This window comes from Streptomyces sp. NPDC058674, from assembly GCF_042716505.1.
Lineage (GTDB): Bacteria > Actinomycetota > Actinomycetes > Streptomycetales > Streptomycetaceae > Streptomyces.
Genome location: NZ_JBHXSC010000029.1, coordinates 43,992 through 62,753, shown reverse-complemented (window position 1 = coordinate 62,753; position 18,762 = coordinate 43,992). Strand labels below are relative to the sequence as shown.

The window sequence follows — 18,762 nt, the reverse complement described above, 5'->3', positions numbered from 1 at the left end:
AGCGGAGCCTGCGCGGGCGCGCGGCCGGGCTCACGCCTGGAGGCGAAGCGTCACGGCGGGCAGGCGGCGGCGATCGGCGTCATGGGCTCGCGCACGCTCTCTCCTGCAAGAATCGGATCTCCGCCGGGGGCGCCATCGGCCCCGACACGGCCATGCGGGGCAGCGCAGGCCGCCCTCGCCATCAGGAACTCTACCCTAACGTTAGAGTAGAGATCGGTAGGGCAGTGCTGAACGCTGCCTGCCACGACGAGAAGGGCCAGGACCACCGGCGTGGACGACAAGCACATGCAGATCGGCGAAGTCGCCGCGCGGACGGAACTGTCCCTGCGCACCATCCGGCACTACGAGGAGACCGGCCTGGTCACCCCGTCCGCCCGCTCCCAGGGCGGCTTCCGCCTCTACACCGAGACCGACGTCGCCCGCCTCATGGTCATCCGCCGCATGAAGCCGCTCGGCTTCACCCTCGACCAGATGCGCGACCTGCTGGAGGCCACCGACCGCCTCGACAACGACCCCGGCCTCGACACCGGCGAGCGCGAGACCCTGCTGAAGCGTGTGCGGGAGTACGAGCAGGCCGCCACCGAGCAGGTCGACAAGCTCCGCGTCCAGCTGGCCCGCGCCGAGGACTTCGCCGCCACCCTGGGTGCCCGCCTGGAGCAGAGCGTTCACGCTGTCCGCCGCTGAAACGCGTCCACCAGCTTCACCGACACGTCCACGAACAGGCCTGCCGACAGCTCCAGCCGCCGCACCTGCTGGAGCTTTCCCACCTCCGCGAGCAAGTTCTCCGGGCCCGGCCACCGGGGCCTGCGGGGGGCTACCGAGAGGCCCTATGCGACATCTGTCGCACATCGATCCGCCAGTCCGAGGGGGCCACTGGCCAGTTGGGACACCGATTCGCCGACACACACTTACGCAGCCAGCCCAACAGAAAGGCAGTGGTCGAAGGCGGTGATCCCGCTGTCCAGGGCCGCCTCGATCGCCGCCTCCGCCGCGTCGATGTCGGCCGGCTCGTACGGGCCGGGCTCCCAGCTCCCGCCGAGACCCATGCATCCGTAGAGCACCCGGTCGCCCGCCCGGGCCGCATTTACACTCGTGTTCGCCGTCACGCGCTCACCCTAAGGGCTGTCCGGCGAAGGCCGCGGGGGCGCAGCCCGGCGCGGGGGCGCGGCCCGGCGCGGGCCCGGCCGGGCTCCCCCGTGCGCCGCGGCCCGGCTCCCCCGTGCGCGCCGGCCGGGCTCCCCCCTGCGCCCGGCTCGCCTCCGTGCACGCCCGGCCCGGCTTCCGTGTGGGCTCGGGGCGGACCCGTGGGCCGTACACTCGGCCCATGGGTCGCACACGTTCCTCGAGGCAGTGCCTGCAGCAGGCCTCCTCCGGGACGCGCCCGGCCGTCGGGGTTCCGACCGTCGTCGACCCGGCCGGCGCGGTGTCCACTGCGCCCGAGATCCGCCGTACCGTCCTGCACGGCCACGGCTAGCGCTGAGCGCCCGCGCCTCCTCCGCTCCACATCACCACAGCAGCTTCCCGGCACGCCGCCGGCGCTGCCGCACGGCCACGGCCGCATGCCCCGGGCCTGGCCCCCTTGAAGGGAACATCGTGAAGCTGAGCGAATTGCTGGCCGGGCAGGAGCACCACGTCCTCCAGGGTGATCCGGACACGGCGCTGATCACCGCGGGCACCACCTTCGACGCCGACCGGGTGGTGCCGGGCTCGCTCTTCATCGCCGTACCCGGACACCGGGAGGGCGGCCCAGGCGCGGTCTCCCCGGCCCTGGCCCGGGGGGCCGCGGCCGTGCTCGTCGACGGCGGTGAACCCGCCCTGCCCGCCGCGGTGTGGCCGCCGGGCACCTGCGCCGTGCGGGTGCCCGACACACGGACCGCCGCCGCCGTGGTGACCTCCCGGTACTTCGGCGAGCCGGGGCGGCAGATGGACATGGTGGCCATCACCGGCACCAACGGGAAGACCTCCGTGTCGTACATGGTCGAGTCCGTCCTGCGGATCGCGGAGGGCTCCTCGGTGGGGGTCATCGGGACCGCCGGGAGCAGGATCGGCGACGAGCCGATCCCGATGCCCCGCTCGGTGCTGACCACCCCCGAGTCCCCCGACCTCCAGTACCTGCTCGGCCACATGCGCGACCGCGGGTGCCCGGCGGTGGTGCTGGAGGCGACCTCGATGGCACTGCTGACGCACCGGGTGGACCGTACGTTCATCGACGTCGGGGTGTTCACGAACCTGACGCAGGACCACCTGGACGACCACGGGACGATGGCGTCCTACCGGGACGCCAAGCTGCGGCTCTTCCAGGGCCTGTGCCGGCGCGCGGTGGTCAACGCGGACGACCCGGTGGGTGCGGGGATCGTGTCGATGATGCCGGGTGCGGTGACCACGTATGCCCTGGACTCTCCGGCGGACTACCGTGCCACTGACCTCGTGGTGAGCGCCTCGGGCACGCGCTTCACCCTCCACCACGGCGGACGCGCGTACCCGGCGTCGATCCCCGTCCCCGGCCGGTTCTCGGTGGCCAACGCGCTGGCCACGGTGGCGGCCTGCCACGTGCTGGGGCACGAGCTGGGCCCGCTGGTCGACGCACTGGACCGGATGCCGCCGGTCCCGGGGCGGCTGGAGCGCTTCCTGACCCCGCTGGGCACCTCCGTGATCGTCGACTACGCCCACTCGCCGGACTCCCTGGACAAGGTCCTGGCCACCATCCGCGGCTTCTCCCGCGGCCGGGTCGTCACGGTCTTCGGCTGCGGCGGGGACCGGGACACCACCAAGCGTGCCGAGATGGGCCGGATCGCCGGAACCCACTCCGACCTCTGCGTGCTGACCTCGGACAATCCCCGCAACGAGGACCCCGAGGCCATCCTGGACCAGGTCGCCCCCGGCCTGGTGGAGACGGGCACCCCCTTCCGGCGCTACGCCGACCGCCGCGAGGCGATCGCCTTCGCCCTCTCCGCGGCGGGCCCCGAGGACACCGTCCTGATCGCCGGCAAGGGCAGTGAGCCGCACCAGATCATCGGTGAGGAGCTGCTGCCCTTCAGCGACATGGCGACGGTGCGCGAACTGGCCCAGCCCTGACGGGGCTTGCCGCAGCGGGCCCCCGGCCGGGGGCCGCGCCGCGCGGCCCGCCCGCGGGGCGAGGGTGGTGCGCCGCGGTCACACGCGCTCCACGGTGCCGTTGCGCCTGGCCCGCTCTGCGGCCAGGACGGTCAGATGGCTGGTCAGGGATTCCCCGGGACCGGACTTCACGAGGGCCGGGTCGCCCGTGGCGACGGCGGCCACGAAGGCGTCCATGAGAGCGCCGTCACCGCCGCCGTGCCCGCCGTCGGCACCCGCCGAGTCCCCGGACGCGGGGTCGACGGTCTCCTCGGTGCGGGACAGGAAGTCGTAGATCCGCAGCCGGGCCCCGTCGCCCCGCAGTTCCCCCCTGGTCCCGAAGACGTGGGTCCGGCGGTCCGTGTGCTCGGTGAAGGCCGTCATGGTGAAGGTGGCCGTCGCCCCGGAGTCGAACTCCATGGCGACCACCTGGTGGTCGACCACGTCGTTGTCGCAGGCGTACACGCACCGGCCGTACGGGCCGTCCCGCAGGGCGCCTTCGAGGGCCTCGGGGGTGAACTCGTCGATCACCACGCGGAGCGGCCAGCCGTGCCGGCCGCCGGCCAGCCGGTCGCCGTACTCGCGCGTGGCCGAGTACGGGCAGCCGGCCTCGACGGCGCAGTCCAGGCAGCGGTCCGCGGCGCCCGGCGGCCGGTGCTCGGGGCGGAAGTGGGAGAGGCGACCGAAGCTGGAGACCCGGCGCGGCGGACGGCCGAGCAGGTACTGGAGCCAGTCCAGGTCGTGGCAGGACTTCGCCATCAGCATGGACGTCGCCTGGTCCTCCCGGCGCCAGTTGCCCCGTACGAACGAGTGGGCGTGGTGCCAGAACCCCACCGGTTCCAGGTGCTGGACGCTGACGACGTCCCCCAGCCGCCCCGAGTCGAGGATCCGCTTCAGCTCTTGCGTGTAGGGGGTGTAGCGCAGGACGTGGCCGACCGAGAGGATCACCCCGGCCCGCTCCACGGCCGCGACGATCCGCCGGCACTCGGCTTCGTCCAGCGCCATGGGCTTCTCCAGCATGATGTGGTAGCCGAGGGCGGCGAACGCCAGGACCGGCTCCAGGTGTTCGCGGTCCAGGGTGCAGATCAGCACGGCGTCGGCGATCCGGCCCCGCGCGGCGAGGTCCCGCCAGTCGGCCACGGCGGCCCCGGGCTCCAGACCGTGGGCGGCGGCCAGTCGGGCCCGGCGCGCCCCGCGCGGTTCCGCGACCGCCACCACCGCGGCCCGTTCCGGGTGTGCGAGGGCCCAGCCCGCGTGCACGGTGCCCCGGTCGCCGGCACCGACCACGGCAAGGGTGACCACTGAGGACATGTGACCCGCTTTCCGACCCTTGGATTCCGCGCTGTCGCTCCATGCTCCCCCTCCGGGGGCTCCGGCGGGAGCGGTCCCGCACAGACGGCCGGAATGGTCATCGCGAGCGAACGATCGATACCCTCGTACCCCTACGCCACGGGCTGGTCGGCCGTCCGGGGAGCCGGCCCGCGCCCAGCTCTGGAGGCTCCATGTCCACCAGGTGGTCCCGCCGTTCGTTCCTCCCGCTCTCCGGCAGCGCAGCCCTCCTCACGACCGTCCCCCCGGCCGCGGCGCGGGCCGCGGACGACGCGTACGACTCCCTGCGCGCCAGGTGGCGCGGGATGCTCCTCGGCAGTGGATTCGACCCGGCGGCCGCGCCCTTCGCCGAGAAGCCGGCCCTGCTCGGCGCCCAGGCCCGTGAACACCGCGCCGCGATGGCCGCCGCCGGGTCGCTCTGGCCCGACCTGCCCCTCTCGGTCTCCGGCATCCTCCCCGCCGGGCGCGGACGGCGGCGGGCCGCCGGGTCGTCAGGCCATCCGGTCGAGGTCCTCGCGGCGCACCGGGTGGGCGAACGGCGCCCCGGCGGCGTACCGGCCGATCTCCGCGATCGCGGAGTCGGCCATCCGGTGGAGTTCGTTGCCGAGCGATCCCGCGATGTGCGGGGTGAGCAGCACGTTGGGCAGGTCGTACAGCGGGGAGTCGGCGGGCAGGACCTCCGGCTCGGTCACGTCGATGACCGCCTGGAGCCGCCCGGCGACCAACTCGCGGGTGAGCGCGGCCCCGTCGACCAGCGCGCCGCGCGCCGTGTTGATCAGGGTGGCGCCGTCGCGCATCAGCGCGAGCCGCCCCCGGTCGATCATCGCCCGCGTCTCCGGGAGGTCCGGCGCGTGCAGGGTGACCGCGTCCGAGACCGTGCACAACTCGTCCAGACCGGCGCGGCGCGCACCGAGCGACGCGGCCGCGGCGTCCGTCACGTACGGGTCGTACAGCACGAGTTCGAGGTCGTACGGGCGCAGGAGCTCGATCACCCGGCGGCCGATCCGCGAGGCCCCGATGACGCCGACCGTCCGGCGGTAGTTGCCCGCGTGGCCGTACCGCAGGTGCCAGTCGTGGGCCCGGCCCCGGACGGTGCGGTACTCCTCCCTGAGCTGCATCACCCGCTTGTTGGAGAGCAGGACCATGGCCACGGTGTACTCGGCGACGGGCAGGGCGTTGGCCACGGCGGCGGAGGAGACGGCGATCCCGCGGTCCCAGCAGGCGCCGGTGATCAGCTGCTTGACGGAACCGGCGGCGTGCACGACCGCCCTGAGGCGGGGTGCGGCCGCGAGCACGCGGGCGTCGAGGGCGGGGGCGCCCCAGAAGGTGAGCAGGACCTCGGCCTCGGCGAGGGCCGCAGCGGCCTTCGGTCTGCCGAAGTCGTCGGCGACGGCCTGCGGATCGAAGTCGGCCACCGCGCGCAGACGGTGCGAGGTGGTGTCGTCCAGGAGGCGGGGAAGGAGTTCGGGGGCCATCGCGAACAGGGTGCGCGGGCGGCGACCGGGCATCTGGGGCTCCTTGCGGCTGAGTGGGGCCGCGCCGACTCTAGGGAGCCGGGATTCCGATCGTCAAGATCCGAACAATCATATAGATCTATTCGCTCGAAACGATCTGTGGGCTGTATCCTCAGGGGCGCCGTACGTCCCGGTACCGTCGGCGGACGACCGGGTATGACGCCGGTCCGCCGGCCGACGGGTTCAGCGGGAGCTCGGTGCGGCCCTTCCGAGCGGGAGGGCGCGTGCCGCCGCGGGCGCAACTGCCCCGGCCCCGGGCGCGCCCTCCGCGGGGCTGCGGCCACAGGCTGCTGCGGCGGGTGGCGGGCCAGCCGCACAGGACGGCCGCGACGACGGCGGCGAGGAGCGGTCCGGTCCACATCGGCCCCACGTACACGGCCACGACCACCGGGGCCAGGGCGAGGCCCGTCACCACCGCCGTCACGCCCCGCTGCGTGCGCCTCAGCACGCCGGGCCTCCGCGCATCCGCTCCTCCTGGGTACGTGGTCCGTTCCGGACCCGGCCGGGGCCGGGGGCCGGCGCACGGCGTGCGGTGGCCGCCGCCGTACGGGTCGTCCCGCCCCGGGGCCGTGCTCCCCATGGGAATGCTCCCGGAGGCAGCCCGGTGCCCGCAACCCGCGGGGACCAGGCGGGTTGCGGTCCGCCCGGCGCGCGAGCCGCGAAGCGGTCCGGCCCCGGGAGCCGTCAGAGCAGTCCGGCCCGGCCCGCGACGTAGAGGCCGATGACGCCGACCACGCAGACCACGACCAGCCAGGAGCCCGGGCCCGTGTGCCGGCCTTCGCGGCGGGTCCGCCGGGGCCGCCGGCTGCCTGCGGGTGCCGGGCGGGCCGGTCCGGGGGCGGTCTCGGCCAGCAGCCGGCGGCAGACCGCGGCCAGCTCGCCCGTGTCCGCGGAGAGACTGGCGACCGCCTCGGTGCGGGCCGGCGCGGTCGTGCCGCCGTCGAGTATCCGGCCGGCGCGCAGCAGCACCTCGTCACGGCCTGCGCCGGTGGACAGGCTGATCCAGCGTCCGACGTGCTCCCCCCGGATGACGACACCGCCCGCCCGGTCCCGGTAGACGGTGTGCTCCCGCCACAGCACGTCCGCCAACTCGTCCGCGGTCTCCCGCAGTTTCGCGCTCATCCCACTCCCCCGCTTGCCTTCGATTCGAACAAATACCGGACTCTAGTGCCGGTCACGGAGCCCGTCGAAGTCGGGGTCGGGAGGCCTCACGGCTTCGGGGTCGGGCGGCCTCACGCCGTCGGGGTCGGGGCGGCCTCGCGCCCCGCTGCCCGCACCCGTCCCTCAAGGGCGCGGAGTGCGGCCCTCGGCCGTACCGCCCGGTCGGTGCGGCGGCCGGTCCGTTCAGCGGGCGAGCCTGCCGCCGTCCACCGGGACCGTGGCCCCCACGACGTACGAGGAGCGCGCGCTGCACAGCCATGCGGCGACCTCGGCGATCTCGCGGGGGCTCGCGAGGCGCTGGAGCATCGCCTTGCGCGCCATAGCATCCTCCCTGGCGGGGTGGTCCTCCGCCAGCCAGCCGGAGATCATCTCGCTGCGCGTGGCGCCGGTCGCCAGGGCGTTGACGCGGATGCCCCGGTCCGCGTACTCGTTGGCCGCCGCTTTCGTCAGGCCGATCACCGCGTGCTTGGCGGCGATGTACGGGGAGCCCGCGATGGTCGCCACGAGCCCCGCCGTGCTGCTGTTGTTGACGATGGCGCCGCCACCCCGCTCCAGCATCGCGGCCAGTTCGTGCCGCATGCAGTTCCACACGCCGCGGACGTTGGTGTCCATGACCGTGTCGTACACCTCGTCCTCCATGAGGTGCATCGGCTGCGGCAGGGCGGCGACACCCGCGTTGTTGAAGGCGGCGTCGAGGCCCCCGAAGCCGGCGACCGCGACGGCGACCGCGCGGGCCATGTCATCGGACCGGGTCACATCGGCGACGACGTACTGCGCCCGATGTCCCGACGCCGTGAGCTGGGCGGTCAGTTTGGCCAGTTCGGGCTCCCGGCGCGCGACCAGGGTGACGGCGGCGCCCTCCCGGCAGAACACCTCGGCGGCAGCAGCGCCGATACCCATGCTGGCACCCGTGATCAGCGCCGATATTCCCTCGAGAGACCCGCCACCCGTCGTCATGTGGCGTGAGGGTAGCACCGTGCTCGCTCCCCGTGACGGCCTTTCAAGTCTCCCTCGACCCGGGCCACTTCCCTTGCGCGCAGGGCGACTTGGCGCGGAATCACCGCTCAAACACCGGTGACGGTGCCGCCGGCCCGGACCCGTCAGCGCTCCGTCCCCTCGCCGGCGGTCTGGGGTTGCCGGTCCTCGGCGGCCTGCGCGGCGGCGGCGTCGACAGCAGCCGCCGCGGCGGGCGCCTCAACGGGCGCCGAGGGCTCCGTCTCCACCGGTCCGGCACAGACGCGTGCGCGGAGGTAGCCGACCACGGTGTTGCCGACGGCGACGAGGGGGACGGCCACGACCGCGCCGCCGATGCCCGCGACGAGCCCGCCCGTGGCCACCGCGAGGACGACGGCCAGCGGGTGGACCCGCACGGCGCGGCCGAGGATGAACGGCTGCAGTACGTGCCCTTCGATCTGCTGCACCACGAGGACGATCACCAAGGCGATGAGGGCGGTGAACACCCCCTGGGTGACGAGGGCGACGACCACCGCGAGCGCGCCCGAGGCGACCGCGCCGACGAGCGGCACGAAGGACGCGAGGAAGATCACGACGGCGATGGGGACGGCCAGCGGGACGCCGAGGAAGTAGATGCCCACACCGATGAAGACGGCGTCGATCAGGGCGACGATCACGGTGCCCCGGACGTAGGCCGTGAGGGTACGCCAGGCACGCGGCCCGGCTCCCGCCATGCCCGGCCGGGCGGCGGCCGGGACCAGCTTGAGCGTCCACTGCCAGATGCGCTCGCCGTCGTAGAGCAGGAAGAGCGTGGAGAACATGGCCAGCAGCAGGCCGGTGAGGACCTCGACCAGGACGGTCACGCCCTGCAGACCGGTGGAGGTGATCTCGCTCGTGCTCGTGCCGATGCTGTCGCTCAGCCGGTCGGCGATGTCGTTGATCTGCCCCTCCGTCACGTGCAGCGGGCTGTCGACGAGCCACTGCTTCAGCTCGCCGATGCCCTCCTGCACCCGTCCGGAGAGGGTGTCGAGATTGTCCAGAACCTGCCAGACCACGAACCATCCGGCCAGTCCCAGGACGACGAAGCCGAAGGCCGCGGTGAGCGCGGTGGCCAGTCCTCTGGGCAGGCCGCGCCGCTGGAGCCGCGTGACCGTCGGGTGGAGCAGTGCGGTGATCAGCAGGGCGACGGCGAAGGAGAGGACCACCAGCCGCACCGACCCGATGACCCGCATCAGCACCCAGAGGGTGGCGGCGAGCACCAGGAACCGCCAGCCCGCCTCCGCGGCGACGCGCATGCCCCACGGCACCGCCGCCGCGGCGTCGCGGGCCGCGATGCGGTCCGAGCGCCGCTCCTCGATGTGGAGGGCGTCGTCCCACGCCCCGGCGTACTCCGCCTCCTCACGGGCCTGGAGGCGGGCGCGGCGCTCACTGAAGCCGGCGACGCCCTGCTTGGCGCGGCCGAGCCAACCGCGCGGGCCGAGCGATCTCTGTGGGTTCACCGCGGAATTCCTTCTTCTTGTTGCAGACTGCGTGTCGGAACGGGCATGTGTCGCATGCCTGCGGAGGCTTCCGCGTTGGACCCGGGCGCGGGGGTGCGCGAGCCGCCCGGTCGGCGGATCAGCTGCCGCTGCTCCGGCCGAGGCTGTGGAACAGGACCACCAGAGCCGTGGCCATGACCGCCAGGTGTATCCACGCCTGATTCATGGGGACCGCCTTCCCGTGGCACGCTCGGCCACGCCCCGGGCCGGCTCGATCCGCGCACACCCCGGGTGCCTGCCCGGCGTCGGTGGAGCCAGCCGTCCGTCCTTGTGTCCGCCCTGTCGGTCCGCCGACCGGCGGCGGCACCTCGACTGGCGCTGTGCAGCGCGGGTGCCCCCGATCCGCGGCCGTACGCACGGATCGCGGCCGCGGCACGGGAGTGGCCCCCGAACTCTCGCGATCCCGGGCCATGGAGCCATGGAGCCATGGGGCAGGAGCATGCCCGTGAGGGCGGTGCGGTGCACCGGTCGAACTGCGGCGGCCGGTCACGGACTTCGCCCGGCCGGTGTCACCTCGCCGTGCCGCGCTCAGCCGTGGAGCGGCGCGCGCCCCTGTGCGCGTTCATCGGCCCGGCCTCCGGCGCCCAGCAGGCCGGTCGGTTCCACCGGACCGCGCTCCGTGAGGCGCGGCATCGCCCGCCGCGAGACGGCGGTGACGGCGAGCGGCAGGAGGGGTCGCAGGGGCTGGACGAGGCGCAGCCGAGGCGGCGCGTACACGGTCGCGGAGCGGTGGTCGACGCCTCGGGCGACCCAGGCCGCCACGCGCGGCACCGGGTAGGTCCGGCGGGCGCCCGGGGGCATGTGTGCCCGCAGTTCCCGCAGCACCGTGTGCCGGTCGGCGTCGCGGATCATGTCCGTGTCCGTCCAGTGCACGTACGCGATGCCGACACCGACTTGCCGGGACGCCAGCTCGGCGCGCAGGGACTGGGCGAACGACTCCACCCCCGCCTTCGAGGCGCAGTAAGCGCTCATCAGCGGCGCCGAGCCGAACGCCGCGGTGGAGGCGATCTGTAGGAAGTAGCCCCGGGAAGCCAGCAGGCCCGGTAGGAACGAGGAGGCGGTGAGGGCGCTGCCGACCAGGTTGACCTCGACGACGCGCCTCCACGAGGCCATGTCGGCGAGGACGAACGGGCCGCCTTCGGCGATCCCGGCGTTGGCGATCACGACGGACGGGGCGCCCAGGTCGTCGGTGACCTCCCCGGCGGTCCGCCTCATCGCCTCTTCGTCGGTGACGTCGACCTCGTAGCACCGGGTGTCGACCGGCAGGTCCCGGGCGGCCTGCTGCAGCCGTTCCTCCTCCAGCCCGAGGAGTGCGATCCTCATGCCGCGCCGGGCCATTTCCCGCGCCAGGCCGGCACCCAGCCCGCGGGCGGCGCCGGTGACGACTGCGGTACGGCCCCGCAACGCGTGAATGCGACCCATCACGGTCCTCCTCGGTGGTGGCCCCGCTGTCTCGGCGGTGGCCCCCGGTGCGCCGCCGTGGGGCGCCTGCCCGCCCGAGGGGGGCGCGAACCCCCGCATGCCGAAGGGGCGGCCGGCAGACCGCGCGGCTGCTCCCCGCGGCCCGGCCACGGCATCAGGCCGGCGGGCGCCGTTCGCCGTCCGCTGGTGCGCAGAGCCGTCGCCGGGACGCCGTCGGGGCGCTGTGCGCAGGCACCGGCACGCGGACGGCGAGGATCGCCACGTCGTCGGCGTGGTCGCTGGACAGCCCCGCGATGATCGCGTCGCAGAAGGCTTCCAGGGGCTCGCGGCTGAGGGCGGCGGCGTGTTGCCTCAGCCGGGTCAGGCCGGTGTCGAGCGGCTCGCGGCGGCGTTCGATCAGGCCGTCGGTGTAGAGCAGGACCGTGGCGTGGGCCGGCAGGCGTGCGCTGGCGTCGGTGCGCGGCCACGCCGGTTCCACGCCGAGCAGCAGACCCCTGCCGCCGTCGAGGTACCGGGTGTCGCCCTCCCGGGTGATGAGCAGGGGCGGGGGGTGGCCCGCGCTGGAGTGGTCCAGGGTCCAGCTTCCGAGTGTGTCCTGCTCCAGGATTCCGTAGATGCAGGTGGCGGTGGCGTCGGGGTTGAGGGTGTGGTGTGCGAGGTCGAGGCGTTGCAGGATTCTGTGGGGCGGTTCCTGGCGGTCGCAGCCGATGCCGCGCAGCATGTTGCGCAGCTGGCTCATGCCGATCGCGGCGCGCAGGTCGTGTCCCGTGACGTCGCCGATGATGAGGGCGGTGGCGCCCGAGGGGAGGGTGAAGCTGTCGTACCAGTCTCCGCCCACTTCGGCGGTCGTCGCGGCGGGCACGTAGCGGCCGGCGATGTGGAGCGGGCCCGTGGTGGGCAGGTCCGGCAGGAGCGAGCGCTGGAGGCGTTCGGCGATGTGCTGGGTCTGCCGGTGCAGGCGGGCGTTGTCCAGGGACAGGGCGATGCGGTGCGCCAGGTCTTCGGCGAGCGGAAGGTCGTCGGCGGTGAGCGGGGGCCGGCCTCCCGTGCGGGCGAGCGTCAGGGCTCCGAAGACCTGCCTGCGGGACCGCAGGGGCGCGATGATCGCGCTGTGGGCGTCGGGGCCGGCGGCGGGCTCCGGCTGGAGGGTGCCCGCGGTGTCGGCTGGTGGGCGGGGGCCGGCCGGCGCGGTCTGCTCCCCGAGCAGCAGCAGGGGCCCCGCACCGGCGAGGACGCGGTCCAGGGCGGCTGCCCCGCCCGCGGGGGCGGGCGGGTGGACGGCGGCGGTGGCCGGTCCGCGCTGTACGACGCACGCACGCCGCCGGCCACCGCCCCCTTCCTCGACGACGTCCACGGCGCACCAGTCCGCCAGGCGGGCCACCATGACGTGGCACACCCGTTCCAGGGCCCGTTGCGGGTCGAGCGTGCTCGACAGCGCCGTCGCGGCCTCGGCCAGCAGCGTCAGCCGGTCCAGGGCCTGCTGGACCACGTCGTCGACTTCGAAGTCGTCCACCGTCCGCCCTTTCCCTCGCCTCTGTGGGTCCGGCCCGCCTCGGGTGACCGCACGGCGCCCGGGCCCGGGTCGGGTGCGCGGGTCAGGTGCTCAGCCGGCTGTTGGTGCCGCTGCTCTCCGGAGCGCTCTCGTCGTTGAACCAGTAGTCGCCTGCGGCGAGGTAGCGGAAGGAGTGCTCCGTGGCGCTGGGCAGGGCGACGGTCACCGCGCGCCGGCCGTCCTCGCGCGGGACCAGGGTGTGCCGCCCGGGCTCCCAGTCGTTGAAGTCGCCGACGACACTGACCGGCCCGGGCGGGGCGTCTGCGGGAAGGACGAACGTGATCTCGGTACGGTCCTTGCGGACCTTGCGCTCCAGCACCGGTGCTCCTGTCTCGGCATGGCGGGTACGGCGCTCCATCCTGCGGGCGCGGGCGGCCGGAGCCCCCCGGCGCGACGATCCGACCGACGGAAAACCCGCTCAATGCACCCGAACGGTTGCCTCGGCGGGGCGCGGGAAGGCGCATTCCGCGACGGAACCCCGGAGGGCCGTCACGCCGCTCGCGCACGAAGTGGTCGGCGGCCGCTCCCCGAGGAGCTCCCTGCCCGCGCCGTCACCCGAGGAAGCTGAGCCGGACCGTGCGGTGGGGGTTGTCCCGGTTGGTGTCCACCAGGACCACCGACTGCCACGTGCCCAGGGAGAGTTCACCCCGGAGGACCGGAAGGGTGGCGTGCGGGGGGACCAGGGCGGGCAGGACGTGGTCGCGTCCGTGGCCGGGCGACCCGTGCCGGTGTCTCCAGCGGTCGTCGGGCGGGAGCAGCCCGCGCAGCGCGTCGAGCAGGTCGTCGTCGCTGCCCGCCCCCGTCTCGATGACGGCGAGCCCCGCCGTGGCGTGCGGGGTGAACAGGTTGAGCAGCCCGTCCCGCCCGCGGGCCGTCTCCCTCAGGAACGCGGCGCAGGCGTCGGTCAGGTCGTGGACGGTCTCCGCCGAACCGGTGGTGACCTCGATGGTGCGCGTGGCGAATCGGTCGTTCATGCGGCCATCCTCGTCGCTAGTGCCTGCGGTGCGGGGCATCGGACGTCTCGGCGGTTCGCGGCACCGCGCCGGCGCGGGGGGCCGGGACGGCCGCCTTCTCGCCGAGCATCCGCAGCATCGTCTCCGCCGCCCGGACGGACGCGTCGGCGCAGCAGTTGTTGAACAGCACGTGGACCGCTTCGGCCTGCTCCGCCATCTCCCGCACCCGCGGCACCCAGGGCGCCAGCTCCTCCCGCGTGTACACGTGGCGGTACTTCTCCTCCTTGCTGCCGGGGCCGGTGGAACCCCATGCGGGACTGCGCCCGTGGAAGCGCACCACCGCGAGGTCCGGCGCGGTGACGACCGAGACGGGAGGAACGGACGCGGGCAGGCCCTGGACCGTGTCGACGGCCACGGCCGTCATCCCGTGCCGGGCCAGCAGGCCGGCCGTGGCCGTCCGCCGCTGCCCGTCCCACCACCCGGGGTGGCGGAACTCCACTGCCACCGGCCAGCCGTCCGCCCGTCCGGCGCATTCCTCGACGAACGCCTCGGCCCCTGCCCCGGGGGCGAGCGACGGCGGGAACTGGAACAGCAGCGTCCCCAGCCGTCCGCCCTCGCGCAGGGGTTCGAGCGCGCCGCTGAAGCGCTGCCACACCTCCTCGCGCAGCCCGTCGTCGGCCCGTACCCAGGCGGGCCGGCCTCCCGTCGGCCGCAGGTCGGCGGGGAGGGCGGCCGCCCGGGTCGGGTGGCCGGTGAGGAGGGAGAACGCCTTGACGTCGAACCGGAAGCCGGGCGGGGTCCGCTGCACCCACAGCCGGCTGTTGCGGATGCTGGGCAGCCCGTAGTAGGTGGAGTCGACCTCCACGACCGGAAACCGGGAGGCGTAGTACCGCAGCCGTCCCTCCGGGTCGCGTCGGCCGACCGGATACCATCCGCCGGCGACCAGCGCCGGGTCCGTCCAGGAACACGCGCCCACCAGAATCTCACCCATGGGCGCGCGTGTACCCGCCAACGCCCCCGATACCGGGGCACTGCGCCGGGCGGTTCCTCACCCGGCCGGCGGATGGGCGGCGCCCCGGCCCGGGCGCCCCGCCGCCCGACGCCGGGCGGCCCTCCGCCCGCCTGCCGCCCGGGCCGGGGGTGGGCGGCCGGGGTGCGCGGGCCGGTCGTGCTCAACACACTGGTGCGGCAGGTCGTCCCCTGCCGGCCGCCGCCTCACCGAAGGAGTGGACACCGTGTCCGAACAGCCTCCGCCGCACTCCCGTCCCCGGGGCGACATCCGGGTCGCCTCCGTACCCGCCGGCCACGTGTACGTGAGGCACTGCTCCTCGCCGGACCCGGACGGCGTGCGACGGCTGAAGGACCCGCGTCCCAACGGCGCGGCCAGCACCTCCCGACGCTGGTGGCCGCCGGTGATGCTGGACCCCGACTGGGTGAACGCCCACCACCGGGACTTCGACGTCTTCCACCTGCACTTCGGGTTCGACGCCCAGAGCCCCGCGCAACTGTCGGCGCTGGTCGACACCCTCGAGCGGCACGGCAAACCCCTGGTCTACACGGTGCACGACCTGCGCAACCCCCACCAGCCCGATCCTGCCGCCCACGACGCCGCCCTGGACGTCGTCATCCCCGCCGCGGACCGGCTCATCACCCTGACGCCCGGCGCCGCCCAGAGCATCCACAGCCGCTGGAACCGCACGGCGGCCGTGCTCCCGCACCCCCACGTGGTGGAGCTGGCACGGCTGGGGCGCGCCAGGCCCTCCCGAGACCGCTTCCGGGTCGGCGTGCACGCCAAGAGCCTGAGGCCGAACATGTCCGTCCTGCCCGTCGTACGCGTCCTGGCCGACACGGTGGGCGACCTCCCGGACGCCGAGCTGTACGTGAACATCCACCGGGAGGTGACCGACCCCTGCGCCGCCTCCCACGCCCCGGAGCTCCTCCGGGAGCTGGAGGAGCTCGCCGCCCGGGGCCGCCTCACGCTGACCGTCCACGACTACTTCGACGACGGGCAGCTCTGGGACTACCTGGAGTCGCTGGACCTGTCGGTGCTCCCCTACGTGTTCGGCACCCACTCCGGATGGCTGGAGGCGTGCCACGACCTGGGCACCGCCGTGGCGGCTCCGGACTGCGGCTTCTACGACCAGCAGCGCCCCTGCCTGACCTACGGGCACACCCAGCGGGGCGGCCTCGACGAGCAGTCCCTGGCCGAGGCGGTGCGCACGGCCTACGAGGAGCGGCCGGCGCCCCGGGCCACCGCGGGCCGGCGTACGCAGGAGCGGATCGAACTCGCCGCCGCGCACCGCGCCCTGTACGCGAGCGCGCTGCGGTGAGCGGCCTGCGGGTTGCCCTCATCGCATCGGCTCGCTTCCCGATCAGCGAGCCGTTCGCGGGAGGGCTGGAAGCGCACACGTGGGGACTCGCACACACCCTGCACCGGCGCGGACACCGGGTCGAACTCTTCGCCGCGCCCGGCTCCGACCCCGCGCTCGGAGCACGCGAACTGCCCATGCGCCGTACCGAGCTGAGCGCGACGGCGCGCTCGGACGTCAGCATGCCCAGCGACACGTGGATGGAGGAGCACCACGCCTACCTGGCGCTGATGCTGGACCTGGCGCGGGACGGCGAGCACCGGTTCGACGTGGTGCACAACAACAGCCTGCACTACCTTCCCGTCGCGATGGCCCCGGCGCTGCGCGTTCCGGTGGTGACCACGCTCCACACCCCGCCCACGCCGTGGTTGGAGTCCGCCATCCACAGCGGTGACACCTGTCCTGTGACCTTCACCGCCGTGAGCCGCTTCACCGCCAACGCCTGGCGGCCCACGGTGGCTGCCGCCCGGGTCGTGCGCAACGGCGTCGACACCGACTTCTGGCGTCCCGGTCCGGGCGGCGGAGACCTGGCCTGGTCCGGCCGCCTGGTCCCGGAGAAGGGCCCCCACCTGGCGATCGAGGCCGCGCGTGCGGCCGGCCTGCCCCTCAGGCTCGCGGGGCCGATCTCGGACCGCCGGTACTTCGACGAACGGGTCGCCCCCCTGCTCGGCGAGGACGCGCGGTACGTCGGGCACCTGGACCGCCGGGGGCTCGTCGACCTCCTCGGTGCGGCGAGCGCCGCTCTGGTCACGCCCAGCTGGGACGAGCCGTACGGGCTGGTGGTCGCGGAGGCGCTGGCCTGCGGCACACCCGTGTGCGGCTTCGACCGCGGGGCGCTGTCGGAGATCCTCACCCCGGACTGCGGCCTGCTGGCTCCGCCGGGGGACGTGGAGGCCCTCGCGGAGCTCATCCCGCGGGCCGTGAAGCTCGACCGGTGTGACGCCCGGCGGCGGGCTGAGCGCTTCTGCTCCCTGGACCGCACCGCCGACGCCTACACCGGCCTGTACCAGGAGGTGATGGGGTGATCGGCTACTACGTCCACCACCAGGGCCGCGGACACCTGCACCGCGCCGAGTGCATCGCCGCCCATGTGCAGGGCCCGGTCACCGTCCTGTCCTCCCTTCCCCGGCCGCGGACGTGGGAGGGGGGCTGGGTCCCGCTCCCCCCGGACGCCGTCGACGGCCCGGTCGATCCCACGGCGCGGGGCCGACTGCACTGGGTTCCGGCCCGTCACGCGGGCCACCGCGAGCGGATGGGGATGATCGCCGACTGGATCCGCAGGGAGGGCCCCGCGCTGTTCGTCAGCGACGTGTCGGTGGAAGCCGCCACGCTGGCCCGTCTCATGGGCACCCCCGTCGTGGTCGCCGCCATGCGCGGGGACCGGGGGGACGAGGCGCACCGCCTCGCGTACGACATGGCCGAGGCCCTCATCGCCCCCTGGCCCGGCTCCCTGCCCGAGCCGGGCTGGCCGGCCCACTGGCACGCCAAGGCCCTGCACACCGGGGGCATCTCCCGCTACGACGGACGCGTCCGGCCCGGCGCCGACCGCGGGCGCGACCGCGCCCGCGCCCGCAGGGAAGTGGTGGTGATGCTGGGAGCGGGCGGGTCGGACGTCACCGACCGCCAGGTACGGGATGCGATCCGCGCCACCCCCCAGTGGTCGTGGACCTTCCTCGGCGGGCCGCGGAGCGACTGGGTCGACGACCCGTGGCCGGTGCTGTGCCGCGCGGACGTGGTCGTCACCCACGCCGGGCAGAACGCCGTGGCGGAGTGCGCCGCGGCCCGGGTCCCGGCCGTCGTCATCCCCCAGGACCGGCCCCACCGGGAGCAGCACGCGACGGCCCGAGCACTGGAGACGGCGGGCCTGGCCACCGTGCGGGACTCCTGGCCGCCTCCGGACGCGTGGCCCGGTCTGCTCGCGGAGGCCGCCGGCCGCCCGGACCGCTGGGCGCAGTGGTCGGCGGGGGACGGCGCCCGGAGCGCGGGACGGCTCCTCGACGACCTGGCCGCGCGCACACCGGGACGGTCCGCGTGCGTACCGCGGTGATCACCCTCGCGGCCGGCCGCCACGCCCACCTGCGCCTACAGCAGGCCGGTTTCGCCCGCAGCGCGCTCGCCCCCGACCACTACGTGGTCGTCTCCATGGCCGACCCCGGCATCGAGGCCCTCCTCGCCGAGGGGGCGCCGGCGGCGGACGTCATCACCCTGCCGCTGGCGGACGGGCGCCTGCCCCTCGCCGCCGCCCGCAACGCGGGGGCCTCCCGGGCCCTCGCGGCCGGCGCCGACGTCCTCGTCTTCCTCGACGTGGACTGCGTGCCCGGCCCCGCCCTCCTGGGGCGGTACGCCGGTACCGCCCGGGAGGGTGCGCTGCTCTGCGGCACCGTCTCCTACCTGCCGCCCCCGCCGCCCGGGGGCTACCGGCTCGAACAGCTGCCGGAACTGGCGGCGCCGCACGGGGGCCGTCCCGTTCCGTCGGACGACCAGGTCCTGCGCGGCGGGGACCCGCGCTTGTTCTGGTCGTTGTCCTTCGCCCTGACGGCCGCCACGTGGACCCGTATCGGCGGCTTCTGCGAGGCGTACACGGGCTACGGGGGCGAGGACACCGACTTCGCCGCCACGGCGGCCCGGCGGGGCGTGGACCTGTGGTGGGTGGGCGGCGCCCCCGCCTACCACCAGCACCATCCGACACACCACCCGCCCGTCCAGCACCTCGACGACATCCTCCGCAACGGGGCGCTCCACCGGGAGCGCTGGGGGACGTGGCCGATGGAGGGGTGGCTGCGCGACTTCGAGGCGGCGGGCCTGGTGGAGTACGTCCCGGCCACCGACACCTGGCGCAGGGGATGAGACCGGCGGCGGAAGGGCACGGCCCCGTCG

At 74.6% G+C, this 18,762-nt stretch carries 19 protein-coding genes; 7 read left to right on the top strand and 12 right to left on the bottom strand.

Annotated features, from left to right (window positions below):
* The first annotated feature begins 270 nt into the window (after positions 1–270).
* On the top strand, positions 271–684 hold the full coding sequence (locus tag ACFWU6_RS17405) for a MerR family transcriptional regulator (RefSeq protein ID WP_383805147.1): 414 nt from the start codon (positions 271–273) through the stop codon (positions 682–684).
* Positions 685–908: 224 nt separating this feature from the next.
* On the opposite strand, the gene ACFWU6_RS17400 is transcribed toward ACFWU6_RS17405, so the two are convergent.
* Positions 909–1,106 (bottom strand): hypothetical protein, encoded by a 198-nt coding sequence (locus tag ACFWU6_RS17400; protein ID WP_383981765.1) that lies wholly within the window; start codon positions 1,104–1,106, stop codon positions 909–911.
* Between the two features lie 218 nt (positions 1,107–1,324).
* Between ACFWU6_RS17400 and ACFWU6_RS17395 the strand changes: the two genes are divergently transcribed.
* Both ACFWU6_RS17395 and ACFWU6_RS17390 read left to right on the top strand, forming a co-directional pair.
* Positions 1,325–1,474, top strand: a complete 150-nt coding sequence (locus ACFWU6_RS17395; RefSeq protein WP_383809336.1) for a hypothetical protein — start codon at positions 1,325–1,327, stop codon at positions 1,472–1,474.
* 119 nt (positions 1,475–1,593) lie between these two features.
* Positions 1,594–3,075 carry a UDP-N-acetylmuramoyl-L-alanyl-D-glutamate--2,6-diaminopimelate ligase gene (locus tag ACFWU6_RS17390; RefSeq protein ID WP_383809339.1) on the top strand — a complete coding sequence of 494 codons (1,482 nt, stop codon included), beginning with the start codon at positions 1,594–1,596 and terminating at the stop codon, positions 3,073–3,075.
* A 78-nt stretch (positions 3,076–3,153) separates the two neighbouring features.
* On the opposite strand, the gene ACFWU6_RS17385 is transcribed toward ACFWU6_RS17390, so the two are convergent.
* The 11 genes from ACFWU6_RS17385 to ACFWU6_RS17335 all read right to left on the bottom strand — a co-directional run bounded on the left by ACFWU6_RS17385 (position 3,154) and on the right by ACFWU6_RS17335 (position 14,507).
* The gene (locus ACFWU6_RS17385; RefSeq protein WP_383809342.1) at positions 3,154–4,404 is read right to left on the bottom strand and encodes a Gfo/Idh/MocA family protein; all 1,251 of its coding nucleotides are present in this window, start codon (positions 4,402–4,404) and stop codon (positions 3,154–3,156) included.
* Positions 4,405–4,913: 509 nt separating this feature from the next.
* The gene (locus tag ACFWU6_RS17380) at positions 4,914–5,930 is read right to left on the bottom strand and encodes a hydroxyacid dehydrogenase (protein ID WP_383809348.1); all 1,017 of its coding nucleotides are present in this window, start codon (positions 5,928–5,930) and stop codon (positions 4,914–4,916) included.
* A 118-nt stretch (positions 5,931–6,048) separates the two neighbouring features.
* On the bottom strand, positions 6,049–6,384 hold the full coding sequence (locus ACFWU6_RS17375; RefSeq protein ID WP_383809351.1) for a hypothetical protein: 336 nt from the start codon (positions 6,382–6,384) through the stop codon (positions 6,049–6,051).
* Between the two features lie 236 nt (positions 6,385–6,620).
* Positions 6,621–7,058, bottom strand: a complete 438-nt coding sequence (locus ACFWU6_RS17370; RefSeq protein ID WP_383809354.1) for a hypothetical protein — start codon at positions 7,056–7,058, stop codon at positions 6,621–6,623.
* Positions 7,059–7,280: 222 nt separating this feature from the next.
* Complete coding sequence (locus tag ACFWU6_RS17365) at positions 7,281–8,054, bottom strand: SDR family NAD(P)-dependent oxidoreductase (protein WP_383809357.1); 774 nt, start codon at positions 8,052–8,054, stop codon at positions 7,281–7,283.
* Positions 8,055–8,197: 143 nt separating this feature from the next.
* Complete coding sequence (locus ACFWU6_RS17360; protein WP_383809360.1) at positions 8,198–9,550, bottom strand: AI-2E family transporter; 1,353 nt, start codon at positions 9,548–9,550, stop codon at positions 8,198–8,200.
* A 567-nt stretch (positions 9,551–10,117) separates the two neighbouring features.
* Positions 10,118–11,011, bottom strand: a complete 894-nt coding sequence (locus tag ACFWU6_RS17355) for an SDR family oxidoreductase (RefSeq protein ID WP_383981763.1) — start codon at positions 11,009–11,011, stop codon at positions 10,118–10,120.
* 154 nt (positions 11,012–11,165) lie between these two features.
* Positions 11,166–12,524: a PP2C family protein-serine/threonine phosphatase gene (locus ACFWU6_RS17350; protein WP_383809366.1), complete on the bottom strand. Its 1,359-nt coding sequence runs from the start codon at positions 12,522–12,524 to the stop codon at positions 11,166–11,168.
* Between the two features lie 82 nt (positions 12,525–12,606).
* A complete protein-coding gene (locus tag ACFWU6_RS17345) occupies positions 12,607–12,882 on the bottom strand; it encodes an isoamylase early set domain-containing protein (protein WP_383809369.1) in 276 nt (91 codons plus the stop codon).
* Positions 12,883–13,114: 232 nt separating this feature from the next.
* On the bottom strand, positions 13,115–13,537 hold the full coding sequence (locus ACFWU6_RS17340) for a YjbQ family protein (protein ID WP_383809371.1): 423 nt from the start codon (positions 13,535–13,537) through the stop codon (positions 13,115–13,117).
* Between the two features lie 16 nt (positions 13,538–13,553).
* The gene (locus tag ACFWU6_RS17335; protein WP_383809374.1) at positions 13,554–14,507 is read right to left on the bottom strand and encodes a DUF72 domain-containing protein; all 954 of its coding nucleotides are present in this window, start codon (positions 14,505–14,507) and stop codon (positions 13,554–13,556) included.
* A 244-nt stretch (positions 14,508–14,751) separates the two neighbouring features.
* On the opposite strand from ACFWU6_RS17335, the gene ACFWU6_RS17330 reads away from it, so the two are divergent.
* Genes ACFWU6_RS17330 through ACFWU6_RS17315 form a run of 4 tightly spaced genes read left to right on the top strand, consistent with a single transcriptional unit; the run spans position 14,752 to position 18,732 of the window.
* Entirely contained in the window at positions 14,752–15,846 is a 1,095-nt protein-coding gene (locus ACFWU6_RS17330) for a glycosyltransferase family 1 protein (RefSeq protein ID WP_383809377.1), read from the top strand.
* Positions 15,843–16,910 carry a glycosyltransferase family 4 protein gene (locus ACFWU6_RS17325; RefSeq protein ID WP_383809380.1) on the top strand — a complete coding sequence of 356 codons (1,068 nt, stop codon included), beginning with the start codon at positions 15,843–15,845 and terminating at the stop codon, positions 16,908–16,910. The genes ACFWU6_RS17330 and ACFWU6_RS17325 overlap by 4 nt, the downstream gene beginning before the upstream one ends.
* The gene (locus ACFWU6_RS17320) at positions 16,907–17,932 is read left to right on the top strand and encodes a glycosyltransferase (RefSeq protein WP_383809383.1); all 1,026 of its coding nucleotides are present in this window, start codon (positions 16,907–16,909) and stop codon (positions 17,930–17,932) included. Before ACFWU6_RS17325 ends, ACFWU6_RS17320 begins: the two co-directional genes overlap by 4 nt.
* Positions 17,917–18,732 (top strand): glycosyltransferase family 2 protein, encoded by an 816-nt coding sequence (locus ACFWU6_RS17315; RefSeq protein ID WP_383809385.1) that lies wholly within the window; start codon positions 17,917–17,919, stop codon positions 18,730–18,732. The genes ACFWU6_RS17320 and ACFWU6_RS17315 overlap by 16 nt, the downstream gene beginning before the upstream one ends.
* The last annotated feature ends 30 nt before the right edge of the window (positions 18,733–18,762 follow it).

Excerpts from the sequence above, each read along its gene's own strand:
- ACFWU6_RS17335 (WP_383809374.1), bottom strand. The coding sequence starts at position 14,507 with ATGGGTGAGATTCTGGTGGGCGCGTGTTCCTGGACGGACCCGGCGCTG.
- ACFWU6_RS17395 (WP_383809336.1), top strand. The coding sequence starts at position 1,325 with ATGGGTCGCACACGTTCCTCGAGGCAGTGCCTGCAGCAGGCCTCCTCC.
- ACFWU6_RS17385 (WP_383809342.1), bottom strand. The coding sequence starts at position 4,404 with ATGTCCTCAGTGGTCACCCTTGCCGTGGTCGGTGCCGGCGACCGGGGC.
- ACFWU6_RS17370 (WP_383809354.1), bottom strand. The coding sequence starts at position 7,058 with ATGAGCGCGAAACTGCGGGAGACCGCGGACGAGTTGGCGGACGTGCTG.
- ACFWU6_RS17355 (WP_383981763.1), bottom strand. The coding sequence starts at position 11,011 with ATGGGTCGCATTCACGCGTTGCGGGGCCGTACCGCAGTCGTCACCGGC.
- ACFWU6_RS17380 (WP_383809348.1), bottom strand. The coding sequence starts at position 5,930 with ATGCCCGGTCGCCGCCCGCGCACCCTGTTCGCGATGGCCCCCGAACTC.
- ACFWU6_RS17340 (WP_383809371.1), bottom strand. The coding sequence starts at position 13,537 with ATGAACGACCGATTCGCCACGCGCACCATCGAGGTCACCACCGGTTCG.
- ACFWU6_RS17365 (WP_383809357.1), bottom strand. The coding sequence starts at position 8,054 with ATGACGACGGGTGGCGGGTCTCTCGAGGGAATATCGGCGCTGATCACG.